The organism is Undibacterium sp. FW305-107 (genome assembly GCF_058788535.1).
This window is the reverse complement of the sequence record NZ_JBYTAV010000010.1, coordinates 22503-43010: the sequence shown is the minus strand read 5'-3', so window position 1 is coordinate 43010 and position 20508 is coordinate 22503. Positions and strand designations below refer to the sequence as shown.

Sequence of the window (20508 nt, the reverse complement as noted above, 5' to 3'; positions counted from 1 at the left end):
TCCGTCATCGTATCTTTCATGATGGTGTTGCCCCTGGCTTGCGCAATTCTTTCAGTCTTTGCAAACCACTCTTACGCAAATCACGTTTTGCCGCTTCCTGACGTTCTGCACCATCGAGTGACAACATGGCGGCCAGGCTGGCATAGCTGATGCTGGTATCGGCGGCGACCTGGCACAGCACAGCGATAAATTCTCGTTGTACGCTTTGTGCAGTTGCTGCAGTAAATAATTCTGTACTGAATTCCAGTGTGGCACGCAATTGTGGCTCATCAATGACAGTCAGCAGCAAATCGTATTTTGCGGTATCGGTATGCAAGTCGACTGCCTGTATCTGGAAGTGCTTATTATCCAGTTCCGCCAGTGGTGCATTTTGCAGGACGAACTTGTGCTGGAACAGCGGCATGCCACCGGCATCGCGTGGTGGGTTCAGTTCCTGCACCAGCAAGTCAAAGGGCAGATGCTGGTTGAAATAGGCTTGCAAGCTGGTTTGCCTGACTTTGCCCAGCATATCGGCAAAGCTGTTGCAATCAGCAAAATTGCTGCGCAAGACCAGTTGATTAACGAAGAAGCCCTGGATTTTTTCTGCGAACGGATGATCCCTGCCTGCGATATCGCTACCAACGACGATATCATCCTGCCCAGCCCTGTAGCGCAGGACGACATGAAAAGCCGTCAGCAAGAGCATGAACAGGGTAACTGAATGCTGACGCGATACACGGCGCAAATCATCAGATAGCTTGGTATCAAGCCCGAAGCTGGTGCGTGCGCCAGCATGGCTGCTGTTTGCCGGACGCGGAAAATCTGTGGGTAAATTCAGGCGTGGCAAGGCAGCCAGTTGCTGCTTCCAGTATTGCATTTCCTTGTTGATATATTGCTCCTGCACCTGCTGTTCCCACCAGTGGCTGAAGTCGGCATATTGCAATGCGGGTTCTGCAAATGCCTGGATGTGGTTTACTTCAGCGGCATAGGCTTGCAAAAGTTCTTGTGCAAACAGGGCAATCGCCCAGCCATCGGTGGCGATGTGGTGTATCAGTATCAGCACATAGGCTTGCTGGTCACCGTTGAGCAAGAGACTCAGGCGCACCGGTCTTTCATTTTCCAGATCAAAGGCCTGGCTGGCCAGTTGTTTGAGCCTGGCATTGATCTGTGTTTCATCCAGGTTTTCTTTAGCGATATCTTCAACATGAATTGCCAGCTTAGCGTCGTCAGCCACGACCTGCATGACAGCACCCTGCCCTTGCTTTTGTATGCGCAGGTTGAGTATCTCATGACGCGCCACCACTTGCTGTACAGCATGCTGGAAAGCAGCCTGGTCAAGATTGCCATCCAGCCGCGCCGCCAGTGCGACATTGTAGTTGGCACTGGCTGGTTCCATCTGGTGCAGGAACCATAGACGCGATTGCGCACGTGACAAAGGCAAAGCCTCAGCGCGATTCAATACGGGTAAAGTCACCGCCTCTACTTGCGCATGGCCACTCAATAATTCGCGCACTGCTGCTGCCAGAGTTTGCAGTGTAGTGTATTCAAATATCAGGCGCAAAGGTAAATCTACTGCGAAGGCTGCGCGTAACCTTGCCATGACGGCGGTTGCCCGCAATGAATGCCCGCCCAGAGCAAAGAAATCATCCGTGCCATGCACGCCCGGCACGGACAATACTTCTGACCAAGCCGCTGCAATGATGTCCTGTACGGCATCAGCACCAGCCTGCTGCGCTGCATGAGCATTACCCTTGCGCTCAGGCAGTGGCAGGTTTTTCCTATCTACCTTGCCATTGACTGACACTGGCAAACTATCAAGCTGCAAGAAATGCGAGGGCAACATGCTGGCAGGCAGTTGTGCTTGCAGATACAGGCGCAATTCTTCCGCCCCCAGGTTCTGGCCGGGATGTAGCACGTAATAGGCGATCAATTCCTTGTCGGATTTGCCCGAGGCCGGGCCTCCATCATTGTGGTCATGCACTATGCAGATTGCATCGCGTATCGCTGCATACCTGCCCATGGCGATTTCTATCTCACCCAGCTCTATGCGAAAGCCACGTATCTTGACCTGGCTGTCGAGACGACCAAGAAATTCCATCACGCCATCAGGATAAAACCTGGCGCGGTCGCCGGTCTTGTACATGCGCCCAGCCTGAGTATCTGCCTTGGCGTGTGGGTCGTGCAGGAAGCGTTCGGCTGTCAGCTCTGGCTGACCCACATAGCCCTCTGCCAGGCAATCACCGCCTATATATAAGTCGCCAGGCAAACCCACAGGCAATGGCTGCAGGTCTGCATCAAGTATGTAATAGCGGGCATTCTGTATCGGCCTGCCGTAGGGGACGCTGACCCAGTCTGGCTGTAGCTCTCCAACGATATGGTAATTCGACCAGATGGTCGCTTCAGTCGCACCACCCAGTGCAACGACGCAGACACCAGGGAAAACCGCTTTCATGCGGTCTGGCAGGGCCAGTGGTATCCAGTCACCACTGAGGAAGATCAGGCGCAGCCTGGAAGTCGCAGAACCTTGCGGTAATAATGATTCCAGTTGCCACAGGGCTGCCGGTGCAGAATCCCAGAAGCTGATATCTTCTGTTTCTATTATTTTCAACAAACGCTCAGGGTCTGCAATCTCGGCCTCACTGGCTATCCTGACGACGCCGCCTGCGGCCAATATGCCAAAGATGTCATACACCGACAAATCAAATGCCGGTGAAGTGACGAACAAAAGCTTGTCCTGCGCGCCTATGTCAAATGTGTTGTTCACCCACTCTATGAGGTTGATGGCTTTTTGATGCAAGACCAATACACCTTTGGGCTTGCCGGTGGAACCGGATGTGAAGATCACATAAGCCGGGTCTTGCGGGCGTGCCTGGTTTTGCAAGGCTGCGACTGGCAAGGCTGTCGTCAGATCTACGCAGACGATTTGCAATTGTCGCTCATTTGCCAGAGCCAGCGTGCTCTCCATCAAACTGCTGACCGTCAATATGCTGCACACTGGCAGGCTATCAAAAATCGCCATGACACGGGCAGCAGGCAGTTGCGGTTCTATAGGCACATAGTGATGGCCGCTGGCGACGACGGCCAGCAGGGCAATCAGCATTTCGCGGTCACGCGTGAGCCTGACGGCGACTGGTGAATTTGCGCTCAATCCCAGGGCATTAATGGCATGCACCACCTGGCTGACCCTGTCTTGCAAACTGGCATAGCTCATGCTGCCTTGCGCATCGATAAGGGCTATCGCATCCGGCGTGCGCGCTGCCTGATCTATGAAGATGCTTGCCAGCGTGGCTGTAGTGTCATAAGCGCAGGCAGTGTCATTCCATTGCTGCAATTGCAACTCACGCTGCTCTGCTGTCAGCAAATGCAAATCCCTGACCAGTTGCTCACCAGTGGCATGAGCCAGTTGTTCCAGCAAAAAACGATATTGCTCCAGCATGGCTTGCGCTGTTGCAGGCTCTATACGCGTGGTGTCTGCCAGCAGGCGTAAATGCAAGCCATCGTCTTTGGGTTCGACAATCAAGGTCAGCGGGTAATTCGATTCTTCCTGGAGATGGTAATCGATGATGCTGGCATCACCTAGTTGATTACCCTGCACTGCCAGCGGGTAATTTTCATAGACGACGATAGTGTCAAACAGCGCCTGGCCCGACGGCAGCTCACTCCATTCTGCTATGCGACTCAGGCTGCTGTGTTCATGTTCACGCGATGCCGCAAGGTGTCTGTGTACATCAGTCAGCAGGCTGGCAATGCTGTGGCCTGCGCCATGTTTGATGCGCAGCGGTATGGTATTGATGAACAGGCCTACCATCTGCTCTACCCCATCCAACTCGGCAGGACGACCAGAAGTGGTGACACCAAACAGCACATCCTTGCTGTCTGCATATCTTGACAAGAGCAAACCCCAGCAAGCCATGATGGCGCTGACGGTGGTGACACCCGTTTTTTGTGACAGGGCTGATAATGCACTAAAGTCATCAGCAGCCAGCAAGCTTTCAAAAGCCAGGACTTTTGCAGCGGCTCCCGTATTGCGTTTCAACACTGGCAAACTGGTCGCTTGCTCAAAGCCGCGCAGGGCATGACGCCAGTAATCTTCTGCCGCCAGATTATCGCGCTTGCCCAGCCAGAGTAAAAAATCGGTATAGGGGCGCTCTGCTGGCAGGCTGACTGCCTTGCCCTGCAATAAATCGGCATACTGTTGCGCCACCGTAGCCAGCACCAGACCGGATGCCCAGCCATCGAGTATCAGGTGATGATGGCTCCAGACCATCTCCCATTCATGTTCTGCCCAACGCACTATGCTGACACGCATCAGTGGGGCGCTATCCAGTGCAAAGCCTTGCTGGCTGTCAGCCTGCAAGAATTGCTGGCGCAAGGCTTCATGCTCTCGCTTTGGTGAATCGCTGTAATCGACGATTTTGAATGGCAGGACGACTATAGTCTGTAATTGCTGGCGTGGCTGGTCCCCCGTCCACAGGAAGCGCATGCGCAAGGCGCAATGATGGGCGATGACGGTTTCCCAGGCTTGCTGCAGTTTTGCTGTATCGAGTTCGCCTTGCAGGCGTACTTGCAATTGCTGGAAATAAGCAGCGCTGGCCGGTTCACGTAAGTGGTGAAACAGCATGCCTTGTTGCATGGCCGTCAGGGGAAAAACCATTTCCATATTTGTTCCAGCCCTCATCAATGTTTAGAATAGCAAAAACAAGTTTTTCATTACTAATAGGACTTACGCAAAATTGTCCCAACAAGGCTATCGCTTTTCGGAAACATCCCTTGAAAGGAATGTTCGCTTCGTCGGCAGACAATATATTGTCTGAAACCCCGACTGCACCGTAGCGACGAAGACAGTACTTTAGTACGGCTAGGAGCTGCAACGCAGTTGGGGCGGTTTTGCTTAAGTCCTAACTACAGGCCCAGCATGGGCAAGAGTATCTGCCGCCCAAGACCGTGCAGGCGCTCGACTTCCTTCAATTCCTGGTCCAGGGCTACTACTACCGCATTGACTCTTGGTGCTTCCATCATCGACATATGGTCGCCGACGATATCGCGTACTTTGACAAAGCATAGTTTGTCCCAGCCCAGGTGTTTTTCTTCCGAGTTGTAGTGTACTGCCGCCTCACGTATCGCTTCCGGCAAAGCCTGTGTGGCTTTCATGAGCAGGGTGCGGCGCGGCAGAGGGCCAGCGGCATAGCGGCCTATCACTGTCACATTTTTTTCAAACACATGAAATAGTCTAGCGATTTCTTTTTCATCGGCATGTGGTGGTACATAATCAGCTTCCCGTGCCAGTTCCAGCAGGCGCTGCAATGCGATATCAAATGGCAAGCCAGATAAATCAGGACAGGCGATGTCTGCCTTGTGGGCGATCAGGCGCGAGATGGAGCGCAATAAACGTTCACGCGGCGGCGCAGATTCAGCCAGTGGTGCAACTTGGCTGTCTATCAGGCACAGGAAAGCAATTTCATAACCGCGTGCCAGGGCCTGCCTTGCCATTTCATAGGCAATGATGCCACCCGACGACCAACCCGCCAGTAGATAACGCTGGTCCTTGATCAGTGGGGCGATCTTGTCCAGATACAGACTGGCCAGTTCTTCCACGCTTTCATAGATTGCTACCCCCATGAGGCCGGGGTCTTGCAGGGCTATCACTGGCCTGTCTGTCGTCAAACCGCTGGCGAGGTCGCGATAACACAAGACACTGCCGCCGGTAGGGTGCACCAGTACGATGGGCGTGTGCTGGGGATTGCCTGCACGTATGGGTATCACGACAGGATCAAGTTGCAGGCTCTCATTGCGCAAGAGCTCTGCCTGAGCTGCAATGGTGGGGGCAGAGAATAGCGAAGTCAGTGGCAACCTGTGGGAAAACTCTTTTTCTATCTCCGCCATCAGGCGTACGGCCAGCAGCGAATGTCCACCGAGGTCAAAGAAATTACTGGTGATGCCGACCTGGGATACATGCAGCACACTTTCCCAGATACGTTCCAGGCGCATTTCCAATGTATCGCGCGGTGCCTGCGACATTGCTGTATTTGATGGCCGCAGCTTCAGCAAAGCCTTGTTATCGACCTTGCCATTGGGCATGAAGGGGAAGGCATCAATCGGTATCAGCCAGTTTGGCAGCATATAGTCTGGCAAGGCAGCGCTTAATTTCTCCTTGATACTGGCGACGGTCAGGCTCCCCCCTGCCTTGAGGGTATAGAAGCACAATAACTGGTCTATGTTTGCGGCATCCCTGTCCACTACCACGGCAGCCATCAGCACCTCAGACTGTGCGGCAACAATGGCTTCTATCTCACCCAGCTCTATGCGATAACCGCGCAGCTTGACTTGCCGGTCTGCGCGACCAAAGCAATCGAGTCTGCCATCTAAACGCCAGGCACCGAGGTCGCCAGTGCGATACATGCGTTCGCCATGCACGAATGGATCGCTGACAAAACGTTCTTCCGTCAAGGCATCACGCTGATAATAGCCTTGCGCCAGGCTGGCACCTGCCACATACATTTCCCCACGTACCCCTATGGCTTGCGGCTGCAGGTATTCATCGAGCACATAGATGCGGGTATTGTCTATGGGCTTGCCGATGGCAACCACCACATCATCCATACAGACTTTTTCGTAAACGACCTGCACCGTCGCCTCAGTAGGGCCATACAGGTTGATACATTCTGCCGCGCTTGGCAAAGCCGTCAGCACCTGGCGTGCCAGCTCGGCATCCAGCACCTCACCGCCACAACAGAGGCGACGCAGGCGCAGGCATTTGGCGAACTCCGGCTGCCCTACCATCATGCGCAACATGCTGGGCACAAGTTGCAGCACGCTGATATCAAAATCCTGCAGGGTTTGCAACAAGGCTTCAGGGTCTCTTTCGACGCCAGGGGCGGCCAGTACCAACCTTGCACCTGCCATCAAGGGAGCAAATACTTCCCACACCGAGGCATCGAAACTGATGGCAGTTTTTTGTAGCACTGCATCGTCTGCATCCAGTGGCAAATCCCTGAGCATCCATTGCATGTGATTGGCGAGTGCGCCATGTGTTACGGCGACAGCCTTGGGCTGGCCGGTAGAACCCGAGGTGTAAATCAGGTAAGCCAGGTCACTGCTTCGTAAAGTTGGGAATTGCGGCTCTGCTGCATCTTCAAGTGCGGGCAAGGTATCAACCGTGATCAGCTTTATCTTTTCCAGCAAACACGAGAAAGCAGCCTGCTGTTTGAATTGTGTCGCAATAGCCGCGCTGGTCAGCAATACACTGACACCACTGTCTTGCAACATGAAAGCAATGCGCTCTTCAGGATATACAGTATCGAGCGGCAGGTAAGCTGCCCCGGCCACCTGTATCGCCAGCAGGCTGGCTATCATGTCTACACTGCGATCCAGCAATACTGCCACCACCCTGGCCCTGGCTTCATCCTGCTGCCTGGCCAGCAGCACATGTTGCGCCAGTTCTGCTATGCGGTGCAAACAAGCCTGGCCACTCAATTGGGTCAGCGGGCTTTGTATGAATATCTGTTCGGGATGCTTTGCAAGGCAAGCAAGAATATCTTGCACTGGTGCCTGCCATGGTTCTGTTGGTGGCACTGATTGCCCGGCAAAATCATGCATGATCTGCTGCCGCTCATTGGGGCCCAGCAGTGTCAATTGATCTATCTGCGCCTCAGGACTCTCGACTATGGATGCCAGCAGAGTCAGCAATTCTTCTTCCAGATTGTGCATGCAGGCAGAGTCGCAGACTGCCATATCGTAATCCAGGTACAGTTGCAATTGGCTTGTTGCATCTGCATAAGCAGACAACACCAGCAGACATTCATCTGTCCAGGCGAAAGGTGCATCTGCGGTTATCAGTTTGCCTGCGCTCGCCTGCTGCCAGCAAAAACCTGCCGCCAGACCCTGTTTGCTATCCAGCGGTGCGATATAGTCTTGCAGCGCGCAGGCTTCATCAATGGCGGTGCTATGCGTCTTCAGCAATGTAATGAAGCTGGCATGCGGATTAATCACATTATGCAGCGGGATAAACCGTGTCATAGGCCCCATGGCTGTCGCCATTTCTTCATACGCACGACCATTGGCCTGATAAGCTACGGCAGGTGACTGCGGATTTAATCTGTATAACAATACTGCCCAGGCGAGATAAAGCAAATGCGCGACTGGCAACTGGCTTTTGTCAGCCAGGGCATTGAGAGCGGCGGACAAGTCTACTGGCAATGCCAGAGGCTGACGCTTGACATAGGGTGTAGCCTGGCGCTGCCTGCGCATGAAAGGCCAGTCAGGCAGGCTTCCTGCCTTCAGGCTGTTTGTCGTATCCCAGGCTGGCAATTGCACATCCTGAGGTTCTGCCAGCATATCGTGCTGCCACTGCGCCAGGCTGGTGAAGGGCAGGTCTTCTTCCGCAAATTTTATAACATGCGGCGTGGCGCACCATGCTGCATCGACCAGCTTTTCTTCCACTTCAGTCAATATCAGCAAAGCCGTCTGCGCATCAGCGCACAAGGCAGATAACCCTAGCCGGTAATGACTGTCATTCAGTTTTTGCAGACAGGCGCGCTGGTCTTCATGGATCGCGGCCAGTTGTGGTGGCGCTATTTGTGCAGGTTCCAGTGCTTCGGTAGGTGCCTGTACGGGTAACTGCATGCCGGGCAATGCCCCAAATTGCATGCGCAGGATTTCATGCCTGGCCAATACATGGTCAAAGGCAAGGCACAATATTGCTTCATCCACGTCAGCGCATCGAAAGTCAACACTGACCAGATAAGTCTGCTGACCATCTCTTTGCGCCAGTTGCCACAGCCTTTGCTGGACTGGTGACAATGAAAAACCGCTTTTTAATTTGCTGCTCACTTGCGCATCCCTGGTTTTATCTGTTTTTTTAGTTGGTTGATCCTGGCAAGACGCTGACCGGGCGTACTTCATCCCCCATGGCCGTCAGTATCTTGCGTTCCCCGGTGAATCTGGAACGGCCATGCGCCACCAGCATATTGTCGAGCAGGAGCAGGTCGCCCGGCTGCCAACGGAACTTGACGGTTTCTGCATCATAGGCAGCCCGCAGGTGCGCCACCACCTCGTCAGGGATCACCGTGCCATCGCCATAGAAAGTGTTATAGGGCAGGTTCTCCACACCCAGGTCACCAGTCAATGAAGTACGTATTTCATCCGTCATGCTGGATGGATGCCAGAAAGCGATGTGATTGAACCACAGCTCTTCACCTGTCTGCGGGTGACAGCGTATCGCCGAGCGTACTTGCGTAGTTCGCAGTCTGTCGCCTTCCATCCAGGTCCATTGCGTGTCTGATTTTTTCATATAGGCTTCGGCTTCTTCCCTGGTTTCTACTGCCAATGAATGCTGCCAGGATGGTCCTATGCCAGAACCAAAATTACGCACCAGCATCCAGCCCAGGCGGCGAAATTTCTCTTTCACTTCAGTATCTACTGCAGCCAATACACGGCGTACATCGGCGATAGGCGTCTCGCCCTCCGTCTCAGCAGCTACTTCACAAAAGAAGGCGATACGACCTGGCCACTGACGCACATAAGACAATTCATTATGCAGGGCAATCACATGCTCAGGCGGGAAGATGGTCGAGGTATATACCTGCCCATCCACCTGTTTGCGCGGCGTCGCTTTTTCTATGTAGTTCATAAGCTGTACGCCAAAGGCATTCAGGCCAGCCTGGAAGTCCTGCACGCCGCGCATATCAAAATCACGGAATAGCAAACCGCCATATTGCAATAAATCCTGCTGCAACTGCGCCTGGTTATCCTTGATCCAGCCCAGCAAATCCACGCCTTTTGCATGTGGCCGCAAGACCAGTGGCAAGCCGGAAGCACTGCTGAAACCCTGCTTATCGACCAGACTGCCATCAGACAAACGCACAGCCGGGCGGCGCAAGTTCAGTCCGAGTTTGGGCATCGTGTTCATGCTATTTCTTCCTTCCCATGTTTTGCTTCTGTCGCAGAGCTGCTGCTCAAGATAGTGGCGATATGGCCTGCCATTTTTTGCGCAAGGCTGCGGATTTCCTGTTCCTGATAACTGCCTGCATGGTATTGCCACAGTAAGTGCAGGCAATCATCGAGGATGTAAGCTTCTATCGCCAGCTTGTGCAGGCGCGGCAGGTGCCCGGCTCTTTCTGCGCCTCTGTCCTGCCGGTCTGGTGACCATGACAAGAGCTTGCAGACATCATCAGGCGGTGGATTTATCTGCCCCATGTAGTTAAGGCTGATCTCGGGCATCTGTCCTTGCGCAAGTGTGGCACGCACTTTGTCCGGGCCGAGGTAGCGCAACAGCCCATAAGAAAAACCATGCGCAGGTATGTCGCTGCGCTGCGCTGCAATTTCACTGGCAGCAGCATTAGCATTAATATCTGTCAGGTCAAACCAGGCCGGGTAACGGCTGGTGAACCAACCCACGCTGCGGCTGACATCCAGTTCAGCCTGTTCCAGTTGACGGCCATGGCTTTCCAGTTCCAGATAGGCGACGGGCTCGCCCGTCCAGTCACCCAGGCTCAGGGTCAGTGCAGCGATGAGGATATCTTCCGCTGCTGAATCTGGAAGCCCCTGCAAAAAGCGGCTGGTGATCTCTGCTGGCAGGATGACGCTGATTTGTGCTTCGTCAGCAATACAGCCATAGTCATCGTCACTGCCAGGTAATTCCGGCGCAGGAATGGAGGTGCAAATTTCCCAATATTCAGTCTCTGCCAATACGGCATCCTGGCTGGCCTGGCGCTTCAGGTGTTCTGCCCAGGCTTGTACTGAGGCAGTCTTTCTACCCAATACAGGGACACGGCCTGCCTGCAAATCCAGCAGTGCCTGTCGCAAGTCTTCCAGCAAAATCTGCATGGAGATACCGTCACTGACGAAATGATGCACAGCGAGCAAAAGCTGCGATGCGCGTCCTTCGCTTGCAGGTGTCCATGCCGCAGTCAGCAAACTCTTTTGCGCAGGTTGCAATGAAGCCTGCGCTTGCTGGTAGTCTTTCATCAGATGTAAAACTGGTGCATTGGAAAGTTCATTGAAATGCGCAGCTTCATCACTGAAGCTCAGGCGCAGTGCATCATGTTGCGCGATCAGCGCTTGCAGGGCCTGCTCCAGCATTTCAGTATTAACCCAGTCTGCCATTTCCAGCAGGACGGATAAATTGAAATGCGCTGGTATCTCATGCATCAGCGTTTGCAACCTCAGTTGCGCAGGCAAGAGTCCGCACACGCCTTCAACTGAAGTATCCGCAGCAGCTATCTCACCGGCGGGCAAGAGTTTCTTTGCAAAGTCAGCCAATACTGGCGCTGCATATAAATCCATGGCCCTGGCTTGCCAGCCTGCCTGACGCAATCGAGCCATCATTTGTATCGCCAGGATGGAATCTCCACCGCTCTGGAAGAAGTCTGCCTGCGCGCCCAGGTTTTCGCGTTGCAAGAGTTCGCGCCAGATTGCCAGTACCACAGCTTCTGTTTCCGAGCTTATGGCGTTTTTTGTATCTGAATTATTTTGCTCATCATGCAGTCTGGGCAAAACAGCTCTGTCCAGTTTGCCATTTGAGGTATAAGGAATGCTGGCTATGGCGATCACCGCTTTTGGCAGCATGTAATCGGGCAAATGCTGACGCAGTTTTTCCAGCAGACTTTGCGTATTGAGCGAAGTCTCCTGATTAGCAGCAACCACATAAGCCAGTAAATATGGGCGGCCTGCATTGGCACGGCCAAGTTCAGGTTTATGCAGGATCACTGTCGCATTCGCCACATTCTCTTGAGCCATCAGAACAGCGATGATTTCTGCCGGCTCTATGCGATAGCCACGTATTTTCAGTTGCTCATCCTTGCGACCCACAATCTGTATGCGACCATCGTTGTGCATGACTGCGAGGTCGCCAGTACGGTAGAGGCGCTCAGGTTTCCCAGCGATATCGGTAAACAAGAAAGGGCTGGCAGCATCTTCGGGCGCGCCCACATAACCCAGTGCCACGCCAGGGCCGCCTAGATAAATTTCACCCGTCTCGCCATACGCGCATGGCTGTCCTGCAGCATCGAGTATATGTATGCGGTTCCTCCCCAGAGGCTGGCTGAAGCGCATGCCACTCAAGTCGCCCAGCCATTTGCCAACCATGACGCCTATGGTTGCTTCGGTAGGACCAAAGTGATTGAAGATGGTGCAAGCTGGTTTCAGCTTAGCCAGTTCTTGCAAGAGCCTGATACTGGCGGTTTCACCACCGAGTATCAGATGCGTCAGCGGCAAGACTGCTGCCTTGTCCTGCGCTGCCAGCAAGGCTTCGAGATGCGAAGGGACTATCTTTAATACATCGACCGGTGTTTGCTGCATCAATGCCGCATAACCGTCAGCATCGCGCGCAAGATCATTGCTGATGATAAAGAGGTAACCACCATGGAATAGTGCCGGCAAAACCGTAGTCAGCCCCAGGTCAGCCGCAAAAGTCGATATCACGGCATAACGCAAACCAGGCTGCAAATCAAAGGCGGCGATAATGGCGTCGAGATAATGCTGAACTGACCTGTGCGGCACAGCAACCAACTTGGGCTTGCCTGTGGAACCTGAAGTGAATAGCTGATAGGCGCATGACTCTGGGTCTATATCAGGCAACGGCAATGGCTGATGATCCTGGACACTGATCTCTGCGAGACTGGCTGGTAATTGCAGACAGGGGATATCCAGCGCGGCCAAGGCATCCCCTACATCCTTATTGTCTTGCAAGATGACACAGCAAGGTTTTGCCTGTCTTATCAATTCCAGTACGCGTGCTTGTGGCAGATTGCTGTCTACCGGTAGATAAGCTTTACCAGCCTTCCATGCCGCCAGCATGGCTATAGGGAAAGCCAGGCTGCGGCCAAGCAGCAAGAGTACAGGGCCTGCATCTTGCTCACTTTTTAAAATGTCCCGCGCCAGCCTGTCTGACAAGCGATCAAGCTGCTTGCGCGTCATGCTCTCAGTCGCATCAACACACAAGGCCACGGTCTGTGGGTCTTGCTCAACTGACAGACGGAATCTTTGCAGCAAGCCCGGCTTAACAGAAGTTGATTCAATCCTGGCAGGTAACCAAATGGCCCTGGCAGCAGCACGCTCGTCAAAATCCTGATCAGAGCCTGACATGCGTTCTATCATTGCGACAAAACTGTCCAGCAATTCCTGCATATCTGCAGCATCAAATAACTGGCTATCAAAATCCAGCTCTACCCGCGCACCATCTTGCCAGTCAACCAGATTACAACCTATGTCAAAGCGTGCATGGCGTATAGGCAGGGAATACGACTGCACCGTCATGCCCGGCAAACTGGGCATGGTCGCCAGCTTGTCGACATTGAAGGTGATATTCACCAATGGCGGCCTGGCCGGGTCACGAGCGAGGCCCAGATCATCCACCAGTTGCGACAGCGGATAATTTGCATGGCTGATGGCATCAAGGAATTGCTGTTTCACTTCTGCCAACACTGTGCTGGTATTCGCCTGCGCAGGGATGTTCAGTCGCAAGGGCAAAAGATGTGCGCAATACCCAGGCGTATGTGCCAGCGCTTCATCACGACCTGAATAAGGGACGCCAATGACCATGTCCCGCCCTGCCCCGGCACGCCGCAGCGTCGCAGCAAAGGTCGCAATCAAGGCCATGCTCGATGACATGCCCAGTTTGCCCGTTTTTTGCTCTAGCTGGCGCAAGATGTTCTTGTCGAGTTCATGTGTAAGGCGCTGACCTTCAAAACCACGCATGCTGGCCCTGGCATGGGCGCATGGCAGTTCTATGCCAACTGGCACGTGCTGCAATTTACTTAACCAGTATTGTTTGTGCTCTTGTTCTCCTGGCGTTGAACCTGCATCTGCCATGCGCTGCGCTAATAAGGCATAGTCTGGTTTGCTACCTGGCTGCTGGCCATTCATGAGCGTCGCAAATTCTTCAAACAACATCTGCATGGATTGCCCGTCGATGAAGACATGGTGGGCAGCAAACAGCAGGACAGCATGATGGTCATCAAGCTCAAACAAGTCTATACGGAAGGCACCAGCCTGCGTCAGGTCAAAACTGGCTGCCACGCTGTTTTGCAGGGCTGCGTCCAATGTACTGGCATTGACTTGATGGCGCTGCACTTTTACATCTACGTTAGGCGCAATTTTCTGTACCCCTGCTTCCAGGTCTATGGATGCCCGCAGGGCATCGTGCCTGGCTACCAGTCTTGTAAATGCGTGTGTGATATCAGCATGATTGATATCACCCTGTAATTCTAACGCCACGCTGACTACATAGGCCGCCGAACCCTGTTCAGACAAGGCTGACAGTGTCGCCAGTTGTTTTTGCGCTTTGGACAAAGGCAGGATTATTTCTGCTGTTTTTGGTGCTTGCGCCACATTGGCAGAATTAACAATAAAGCCCGCCGATTTCAAGGAAGCCACACTCTCACTGACACGGCTGACTATCTGAGCGATATCGTCATCAGTGTGCGCCGTAGACAGGAATAAATTACGCCCTTCCCACACATACAGGCCGCGATACAGCAAATGATAAAAGAAGGGATCAAGGTTCTCGCTGAAGACAAAGCGGAATAGCGAACCGAAATTCTTCATGTGTACAGGCGCGCCGGCTGCAGCAAACACCTGATCGAGTTCTGCAGTCAGCCTGGCGGTATTGTCATTGAGTTTTTGATAGACAGCCAGGCCACCTTGTTTGATTTCAGTGAGCACTGCTTTTGCTGCCGCCATCACGAGCGGGTGCTTATTGAAAGTACCCGCAAAGAAAGTCGTATCTGCCGCCGGATAAGATGCATCGCCATATTGCCAGTGCCCGCCATCAATGCCAGCCATGATATCGGCACGGCCAGCAATGACACCCACAGGCAAACCACCGCCGACTATCTTGCCATAGGTGATTATGTCGGCCTGCACATCAAAATACGCCTGGGCACCGCCAGGGTGTATGCGAAAACCAACCAGCACTTCATCAAAGATCAGTAAGCTCGATGCCACCCTGGTCATGGCACGCAAGCTGCGCAAGAAGTCTTGCGGCTGCAGGCCGGGGTTACGGCTTTGCACAGGTTCGACCAGCACAGCGGCAAATTCATGCAGGCGGCCACGCAATAATTCCAGTGCCTCTGCCGAGCCATATTCAAAGAAAGCCAGATCACTGACCATACCGGGCGTAATGCCAGCCACACGCGGTATCGCTTTCCATGGGTCATCATTGACCTCGCCCAGCACACCATCAAAATGGCCGTGATAACTGTCGCGAAATATCGCGACCTTATTGCGACCAGTAAAAGCTCGCGCCAGGCGCAGCGCCGTCATGATGGCTTCCGTGCCAGAGCTGCAAAAAGCAACGCGCTCTACTCCCGCCAAATCACTGATGAGACTGGCGACCTCGCCTGCCATGTCTGACTGCGGCCCTATACGTATGCCACGCGACAGGCTTTCTGCCAATGCCTCTTTCAAAAACTCTGGTTCATGCCCAAACAACTGCACGCCAAAACCCATGGAAATATCGATGTATTCATTACCATCCAAGTCCCAGATTTTGGAACCAGCAGCGCGCTGACCTACAATGGGGTAGAGCATTTCCTTGATGGAAAAACGGAAGCCCGCCGAGGCGCGGCTGTCCGCCAGTACATGACGGTATTGCTGCGCCTGTTGTTTGGACAGTGCCGTTTTCTTGCAATAACTGAGGCTGAACTTATCGAGATGCTGGCGCTGTACTTCACTCAGATTGGTGCTGAGCAGGATATTGCTTTTGGGTTTAATGACTTGCGCTGCTGATGTATCAGTTTCAACTTCTTTTTCGACAACTGCATCAGCCGATACTTTACCGCCTTGCTGTTCCGCCAAATACGCAGCCACTGCTTCAATGGACGACAAATTTTCAAAGAAAGCACGTACCGGTATCTTGACTGCAAACTCATTTTCTATGCGGCCCACAGCCTGCATCAGTATCAATGAATCAGCACCAATTTCCAGCAAGGGCGCTGCGGCGTCTACCTTGCTGGCATCAATCGCCAATAAACCTGCGATGATGGCAATGATGCGCTTGCGGATAGCAAGCGGATCGCTGACGACCGTGCGTGTACTTGCCGCTACTGTCTTGCTGATTTCGACAGCTTTGCTTGACAGCGCCACCGCATTGCCGCCATTAAAACTGTTCAAGCCCAGGCGCAGGGGGAAGACATCCCTGGCAAATGGGTACAAGGGCAAGGCATTGCCAGCCGCTGTATTTTTGTTGTCAACGAATTGCAGCTTGCTACCCAGTACATGCAGGTGCGCGACTGTTTTCAGGAATGCGACCCTGTCATCCTGAGTCGCATCCAGGCAAGGCAGGCTGCGTATGTTGCTGGCGCTAGCGCTTGCAATATCATCCAGCATGCCTGACAGTACGGGCATAGCACCCAGTTCCAATGCAGTATCAATACCGGTTTTACTCAACGCCGCGATGTTGTCAGCAAAACGCACGGCTTCGCGCGTATGTTTTAACCAGTAAGCCGTATCGTAGACATGGCCGACGGGTAGCAATTCACCCGTCAGATTAGAGGTCACTGGCACTTGCAGTGGCTGCCATTCTATCCCTTGCAAAGCCTGTTCAAACTCTGCCAGCATGGGTTCCAGCAAGACAGAATGGAAAGCAGTTTTCACCCTCAACATGCGCAACCGTATGCCATCTGCAATCAGCTTCTGGCTGAGTATATTCAGTTGATCTCTGGCACCGGAAATCGTCACGGATTGCGGGCCATTCACGGCAGCGATACTGACATCCGTAGCAGCCAGATAAGACAAGGCAGTTTGCTCATCAGTACGTACAGCAGCCATTGCGCCATCTGAAGTCAAGGCCCCCATGAGCCTGCCGCGCTTTTCAACCAGGCGCAGAGCTTGCTCAAAACTCAAAGCACCGGCGATGACAGCCGCAGTATATTCACCCAGGCTATGTCCGGCCAGTATCGTGGGCCTGATGCCGTATTCAGCCAGCAGGCGCGCCAGCCCTACGCCCAACGCCAGTAAAGCTGGCTGAGTATAAGCAGTCTGGTCGATATTCTCATCAGAGCCTAGCAGCAACTCGCTTAGCGACCAGGGCAACACCGCATCAGCTTCTGCGATAGTAGCGCGGAAGCTGGCAATTTGAAATAAACCCCTGGCCATGCCTGGCCTTTGCGATCCCTGACCGGGGCAGAGGAAAGCCAGTTTGGGCGGTCTTCTGGCAGCGACAGCAGTGACGACTTGCTCAGCATGGGCTTGGTCCAACCATGTATGCAGATGTGTCACCGCCTCACCAGCATTTGTCGCAACCAGTGCCAATCGGTGACGCAGATGTGCGCGGCCATGCTGTGATAAAGCACAGATGGCAGCAAAATCTTGATGAACATCAGCTTGCAGTTTTTGCGCTGTCTCCTGCGCCAGCAAACTAAGGGCTTCATTGCTGGATGCTGACAAGAGCAAAATTCCTGGCTCACTGGTTTGCGGATTTTCCGCAGCTGATACAGGAATAAATTCCTCAAGCACGACATGGCAATTCGCGCCACCAAAGCCAAAGGCACTGATGGAGGCGGCTCTCGCGCCAGCCCCAGGATTGCTTGGCCAGTCTGTCGTCCTCGCCACCACCTGCAAGCGCAATTGTTCAAAATTGATGTGCGGATTTGGCTGCGTGTAATGCAGGCTGGCGGGTATCTTTTTATGCTTGAGCGCCAGTATCAGCTTGATCAGGCCAGCAATACCAGCAGCCGCTTCCAGGTGGCCGATATTGGTTTTGACCGAGCCTATCAGCAAAGGCGTTTGCCGCGACTGCTGGCCCAGGGTGCGCCCCAAAGCGCGGGTCTCGGTAGGGTCACCCAGCAAGGTACCAGTGCCATGTGCTTCTACATACTGTATTGCTGATGGCCGCAAGCCAGCATCGGCAATCGCCGCCTGTATCAAATTCTCTTGCGCCAGCCCATTCGGTGCGGTGATGCCATTCGAGACACCGTCATGGTTAGTGGCAGAACCACGTATGATGGCGTGGATGTGGTCACCATCTGCCAGCGCATCTGACAGGCGTTTGAGCAAGACCAGGCCTGCCCCTTCTCCACGACCATAACCATTGGCCGAGGCATCAAAGGTCTTGCACAAGCCATCTGGTGCCAGCATGCTACCCTTGCCCAGCGCCACGCTGCTGTCTGGCCTCAACATCAGGCTGACACCACCAGCCAGCACCATGTCGGCATCGCCAGCCTGCAAGCTGCGGCAAGCCTGGTGTACAGCAACCAGCGAAGATGAACAGGCGGTATCTATTGTCATGCTGGGGCCGCGCAAACCCAACACATGGGAAATACGGTTGGCGATGACGGCATTCGACATGCCTATTCCCATATGGGCTTCTACATCATCGGTGTGGGCAAAGCTGCCGAGGAATTCACCATTGACTGCGCCTATGAAAACACCAAGACGGCTTTCTTTCAAACTGTCGGCAGCGATGCCCGCATCTTCCAGCGCCCACCAGGCCAGTTGCAGAGTCAGGCGCTGGCGCGGGTCCAGCGCGCTTGCTTCTTTGGGTGAAATGCCAAAAAAGGCAGGATCGAAACAAGCCGCATCATCTATGAAGCCAGCGTAAGGCGCAGCCGATGCGGGCAAATCTGCCGTATCCCAACGTTCTGGTGGTATGCGCTTTACTGCACATATCCCCTGCTCAAGCAGTGACCAGAATGCTTCAATATTGGCAGCACCAGGAAAAACACATGACATGCCGATGACAGCAATGGCATGTTCTGCCACCTGAGCGCCAGACTCGGGTGCCGCCTTGTCCATATCAGTACTCATGATGGGCAAGAAATCAAATCATGCCTTGAGGCATTGCACTGGTAAATTATTTTTGCATCCAAGCCCAACATAGCTATCAAATCCCTGGTATGCATGGCCGCCTCAATCCAGATGGCCTATATAGCGCAATATCGATGCATCGATATCGACCAGCGTGTCATGTATCTGGGCGATTACCTTGTGCCCCTCTTCTGTACCATAATGCTGCACGACACGTCTTTCCAGCGTGGCGACCTCGCCAAGCTCAGCGATGGTATTTCCCATGGTGAAGGCATGCAGCCTGACTGGTCCGGCAAAGGTGGCAAAGCAAAATAAAGGGCTGCCTGCGGTGGCCACGCCAAGCTGCTGCAGGTTTTGCATGAGTTGCCCCATGCGGCCTGGATGGGCTTGCAGGTTCAGGTAATACAGATAAGGGGGTGGGGTTTCACGTTCTATCGGGTCTATGCCGTCATTGACACGGTTCAGCACAAAGCTTTCCATCTGCAACACACATTCTTGGAACTTTTCCAGCAGGGGTGTGCTGTCTGCACCATATACATCATGCAAGACCTGGTCCAGTGAAGGCATGCGGTCCATGTCACCCAGCTCAGCCAGCGGCAACATGATATACACATAATTGGCTGGGCCAGCAACCGTGGCATAAGCCATCCAGCGCATGCGACGGCTGTGCTGCTGATACGCGAAAGCGACTTTACCAGCCAACTCTTTGAACTGCACATAGCGTTCGCGACGCACAGATAAACGTACGAAAAGACAGTAAGGGGTGGGAAACAACCATTGAGAATTCATTGTTTTTAACCGGCTGAGTCGATGTAAAAAGTTTAACCGATCTGCAAGCCGGGCTGCAATATGAATGCAGGCAAACAACACTTATTGATGGATAAAATAAATTGTGAAGAAAACACGAAAAATCTGTTAATTTGCGTTAGAAATCATCGACAAAAAATTCCAGCACGGGAATAATAGGCCAGTCAGACAGCATCAATCCTGGAAAGCTGTCTATAGATCAGAAATTCTTCAGGCAATTGGGCTTACTGATTTTATAGAAGTTTTTTTGCAGCAATCAGCAATTAACTTCTGGCACTTAACGTTCAACATTTAACATTTTTTAACCATGCGTATACCCGACTTCTTGTATTGCACCTTTCCGCAAGTAACAAAAATTCTTTAAGGACCGGGGAACAAGGATGCGCAGGCAATACTATCGTGGACGATGCAAGCATAAGAGTGCAGTGACAGGCTAAAACAATCTGCTATCGCTTTGCTCCCGGTTTGCAATCCGCTTGACAGGCCCACCATCTTTGAGGAGGCATAGATGACCAGTGAAGAAACAGCGCCGGGCAGAGCCAGATTCCATCACATCATTCCCGGCCTGATCTCTGAAATAGAAAGTCTGACCGAAGCCCTGCGTGGCTGGGCCGAGCGCCATGGCATACCGGCACGCACTGTCAACAGCATCATCCTCATGCTCGATGAATTGCTGACCAATGTGGTCATGCATGGTTATGGCGATGAGGACAGTGGTGAAATTGAAGTCACCGTGCTAGCAGTAGCGAACGGTGTTGAAGTCATCATCCGCGATAGTGCACACGCCTTTGACCCTTTTTCTATCGCCGAGCCTGACACCACACTTGATGTGGATGAACGTGATATCGGCGGCCTGGGTGTGCATTTTGTCAGGAAGATGGCTGACAGTTTTGCTTACCGTCGTGATGGTGACATCAATGAAGTGCGTTTTAGCAAGAGCTTCCCGTCCTGATCATTTTTCAGCAAACAGACCAAAGA

6 protein-coding genes are annotated in these 20508 nt (G+C 53.2%); 1 reads left to right on the top strand and 5 read right to left on the bottom strand.

The window, feature by feature from the left end:
• Positions 1–16: 16 nt before the first annotated feature.
• The 5 genes from AC3WQT_RS21350 to AC3WQT_RS21330 form a co-directional block, all read right to left on the bottom strand.
• Complete coding sequence (locus AC3WQT_RS21350; RefSeq protein ID WP_492706885.1) at positions 17–4639, bottom strand: amino acid adenylation domain-containing protein; 4623 nt, start codon at positions 4637–4639, stop codon at positions 17–19.
• 242 nt (positions 4640–4881) lie between these two features.
• The gene (locus AC3WQT_RS21345; protein ID WP_492706883.1) at positions 4882–8808 is read right to left on the bottom strand and encodes a non-ribosomal peptide synthetase; all 3927 of its coding nucleotides are present in this window, start codon (positions 8806–8808) and stop codon (positions 4882–4884) included.
• A gap of 28 nt (positions 8809–8836) precedes the next feature.
• Positions 8837–9886 carry a TauD/TfdA family dioxygenase gene (locus tag AC3WQT_RS21340; protein ID WP_492706881.1) on the bottom strand — a complete coding sequence of 350 codons (1050 nt, stop codon included), beginning with the start codon at positions 9884–9886 and terminating at the stop codon, positions 8837–8839.
• Positions 9883–18723 (bottom strand): type I polyketide synthase, encoded by an 8841-nt coding sequence (locus tag AC3WQT_RS21335; RefSeq protein ID WP_492706879.1) that lies wholly within the window; start codon positions 18721–18723, stop codon positions 9883–9885. Before AC3WQT_RS21335 ends, AC3WQT_RS21340 begins: the two co-directional genes overlap by 4 nt.
• Before the next feature lie 102 nt (positions 18724–18825).
• Complete coding sequence (locus AC3WQT_RS21330; protein ID WP_492706877.1) at positions 18826–19512, bottom strand: hypothetical protein; 687 nt, start codon at positions 19510–19512, stop codon at positions 18826–18828.
• Positions 19513–20038: 526 nt separating this feature from the next.
• On the opposite strand from AC3WQT_RS21330, the gene AC3WQT_RS21325 reads away from it, so the two are divergent.
• Positions 20039–20482: an ATP-binding protein gene (locus AC3WQT_RS21325; RefSeq protein ID WP_492706875.1), complete on the top strand. Its 444-nt coding sequence runs from the start codon at positions 20039–20041 to the stop codon at positions 20480–20482.
• Positions 20483–20508 lie beyond the last annotated feature (26 nt).

What these genes read in the sequence shown, in the direction of transcription:
- AC3WQT_RS21330 (WP_492706877.1), bottom strand. Translation starts at nt 19,512, where the DNA reads ATGAATTCTCAATGGTTGTTTCCCACCCCTTACTGTCTTTTCGTACGT.
- AC3WQT_RS21340 (WP_492706881.1), bottom strand. Translation starts at nt 9,886, where the DNA reads ATGAACACGATGCCCAAACTCGGACTGAACTTGCGCCGCCCGGCTGTG.
- AC3WQT_RS21335 (WP_492706879.1), bottom strand. Translation starts at nt 18,723, where the DNA reads ATGAGTACTGATATGGACAAGGCGGCACCCGAGTCTGGCGCTCAGGTG.
- AC3WQT_RS21325 (WP_492706875.1), top strand. Translation starts at nt 20,039, where the DNA reads ATGACCAGTGAAGAAACAGCGCCGGGCAGAGCCAGATTCCATCACATC.
- AC3WQT_RS21350 (WP_492706885.1), bottom strand. Translation starts at nt 4,639, where the DNA reads ATGGAAATGGTTTTTCCCCTGACGGCCATGCAACAAGGCATGCTGTTT.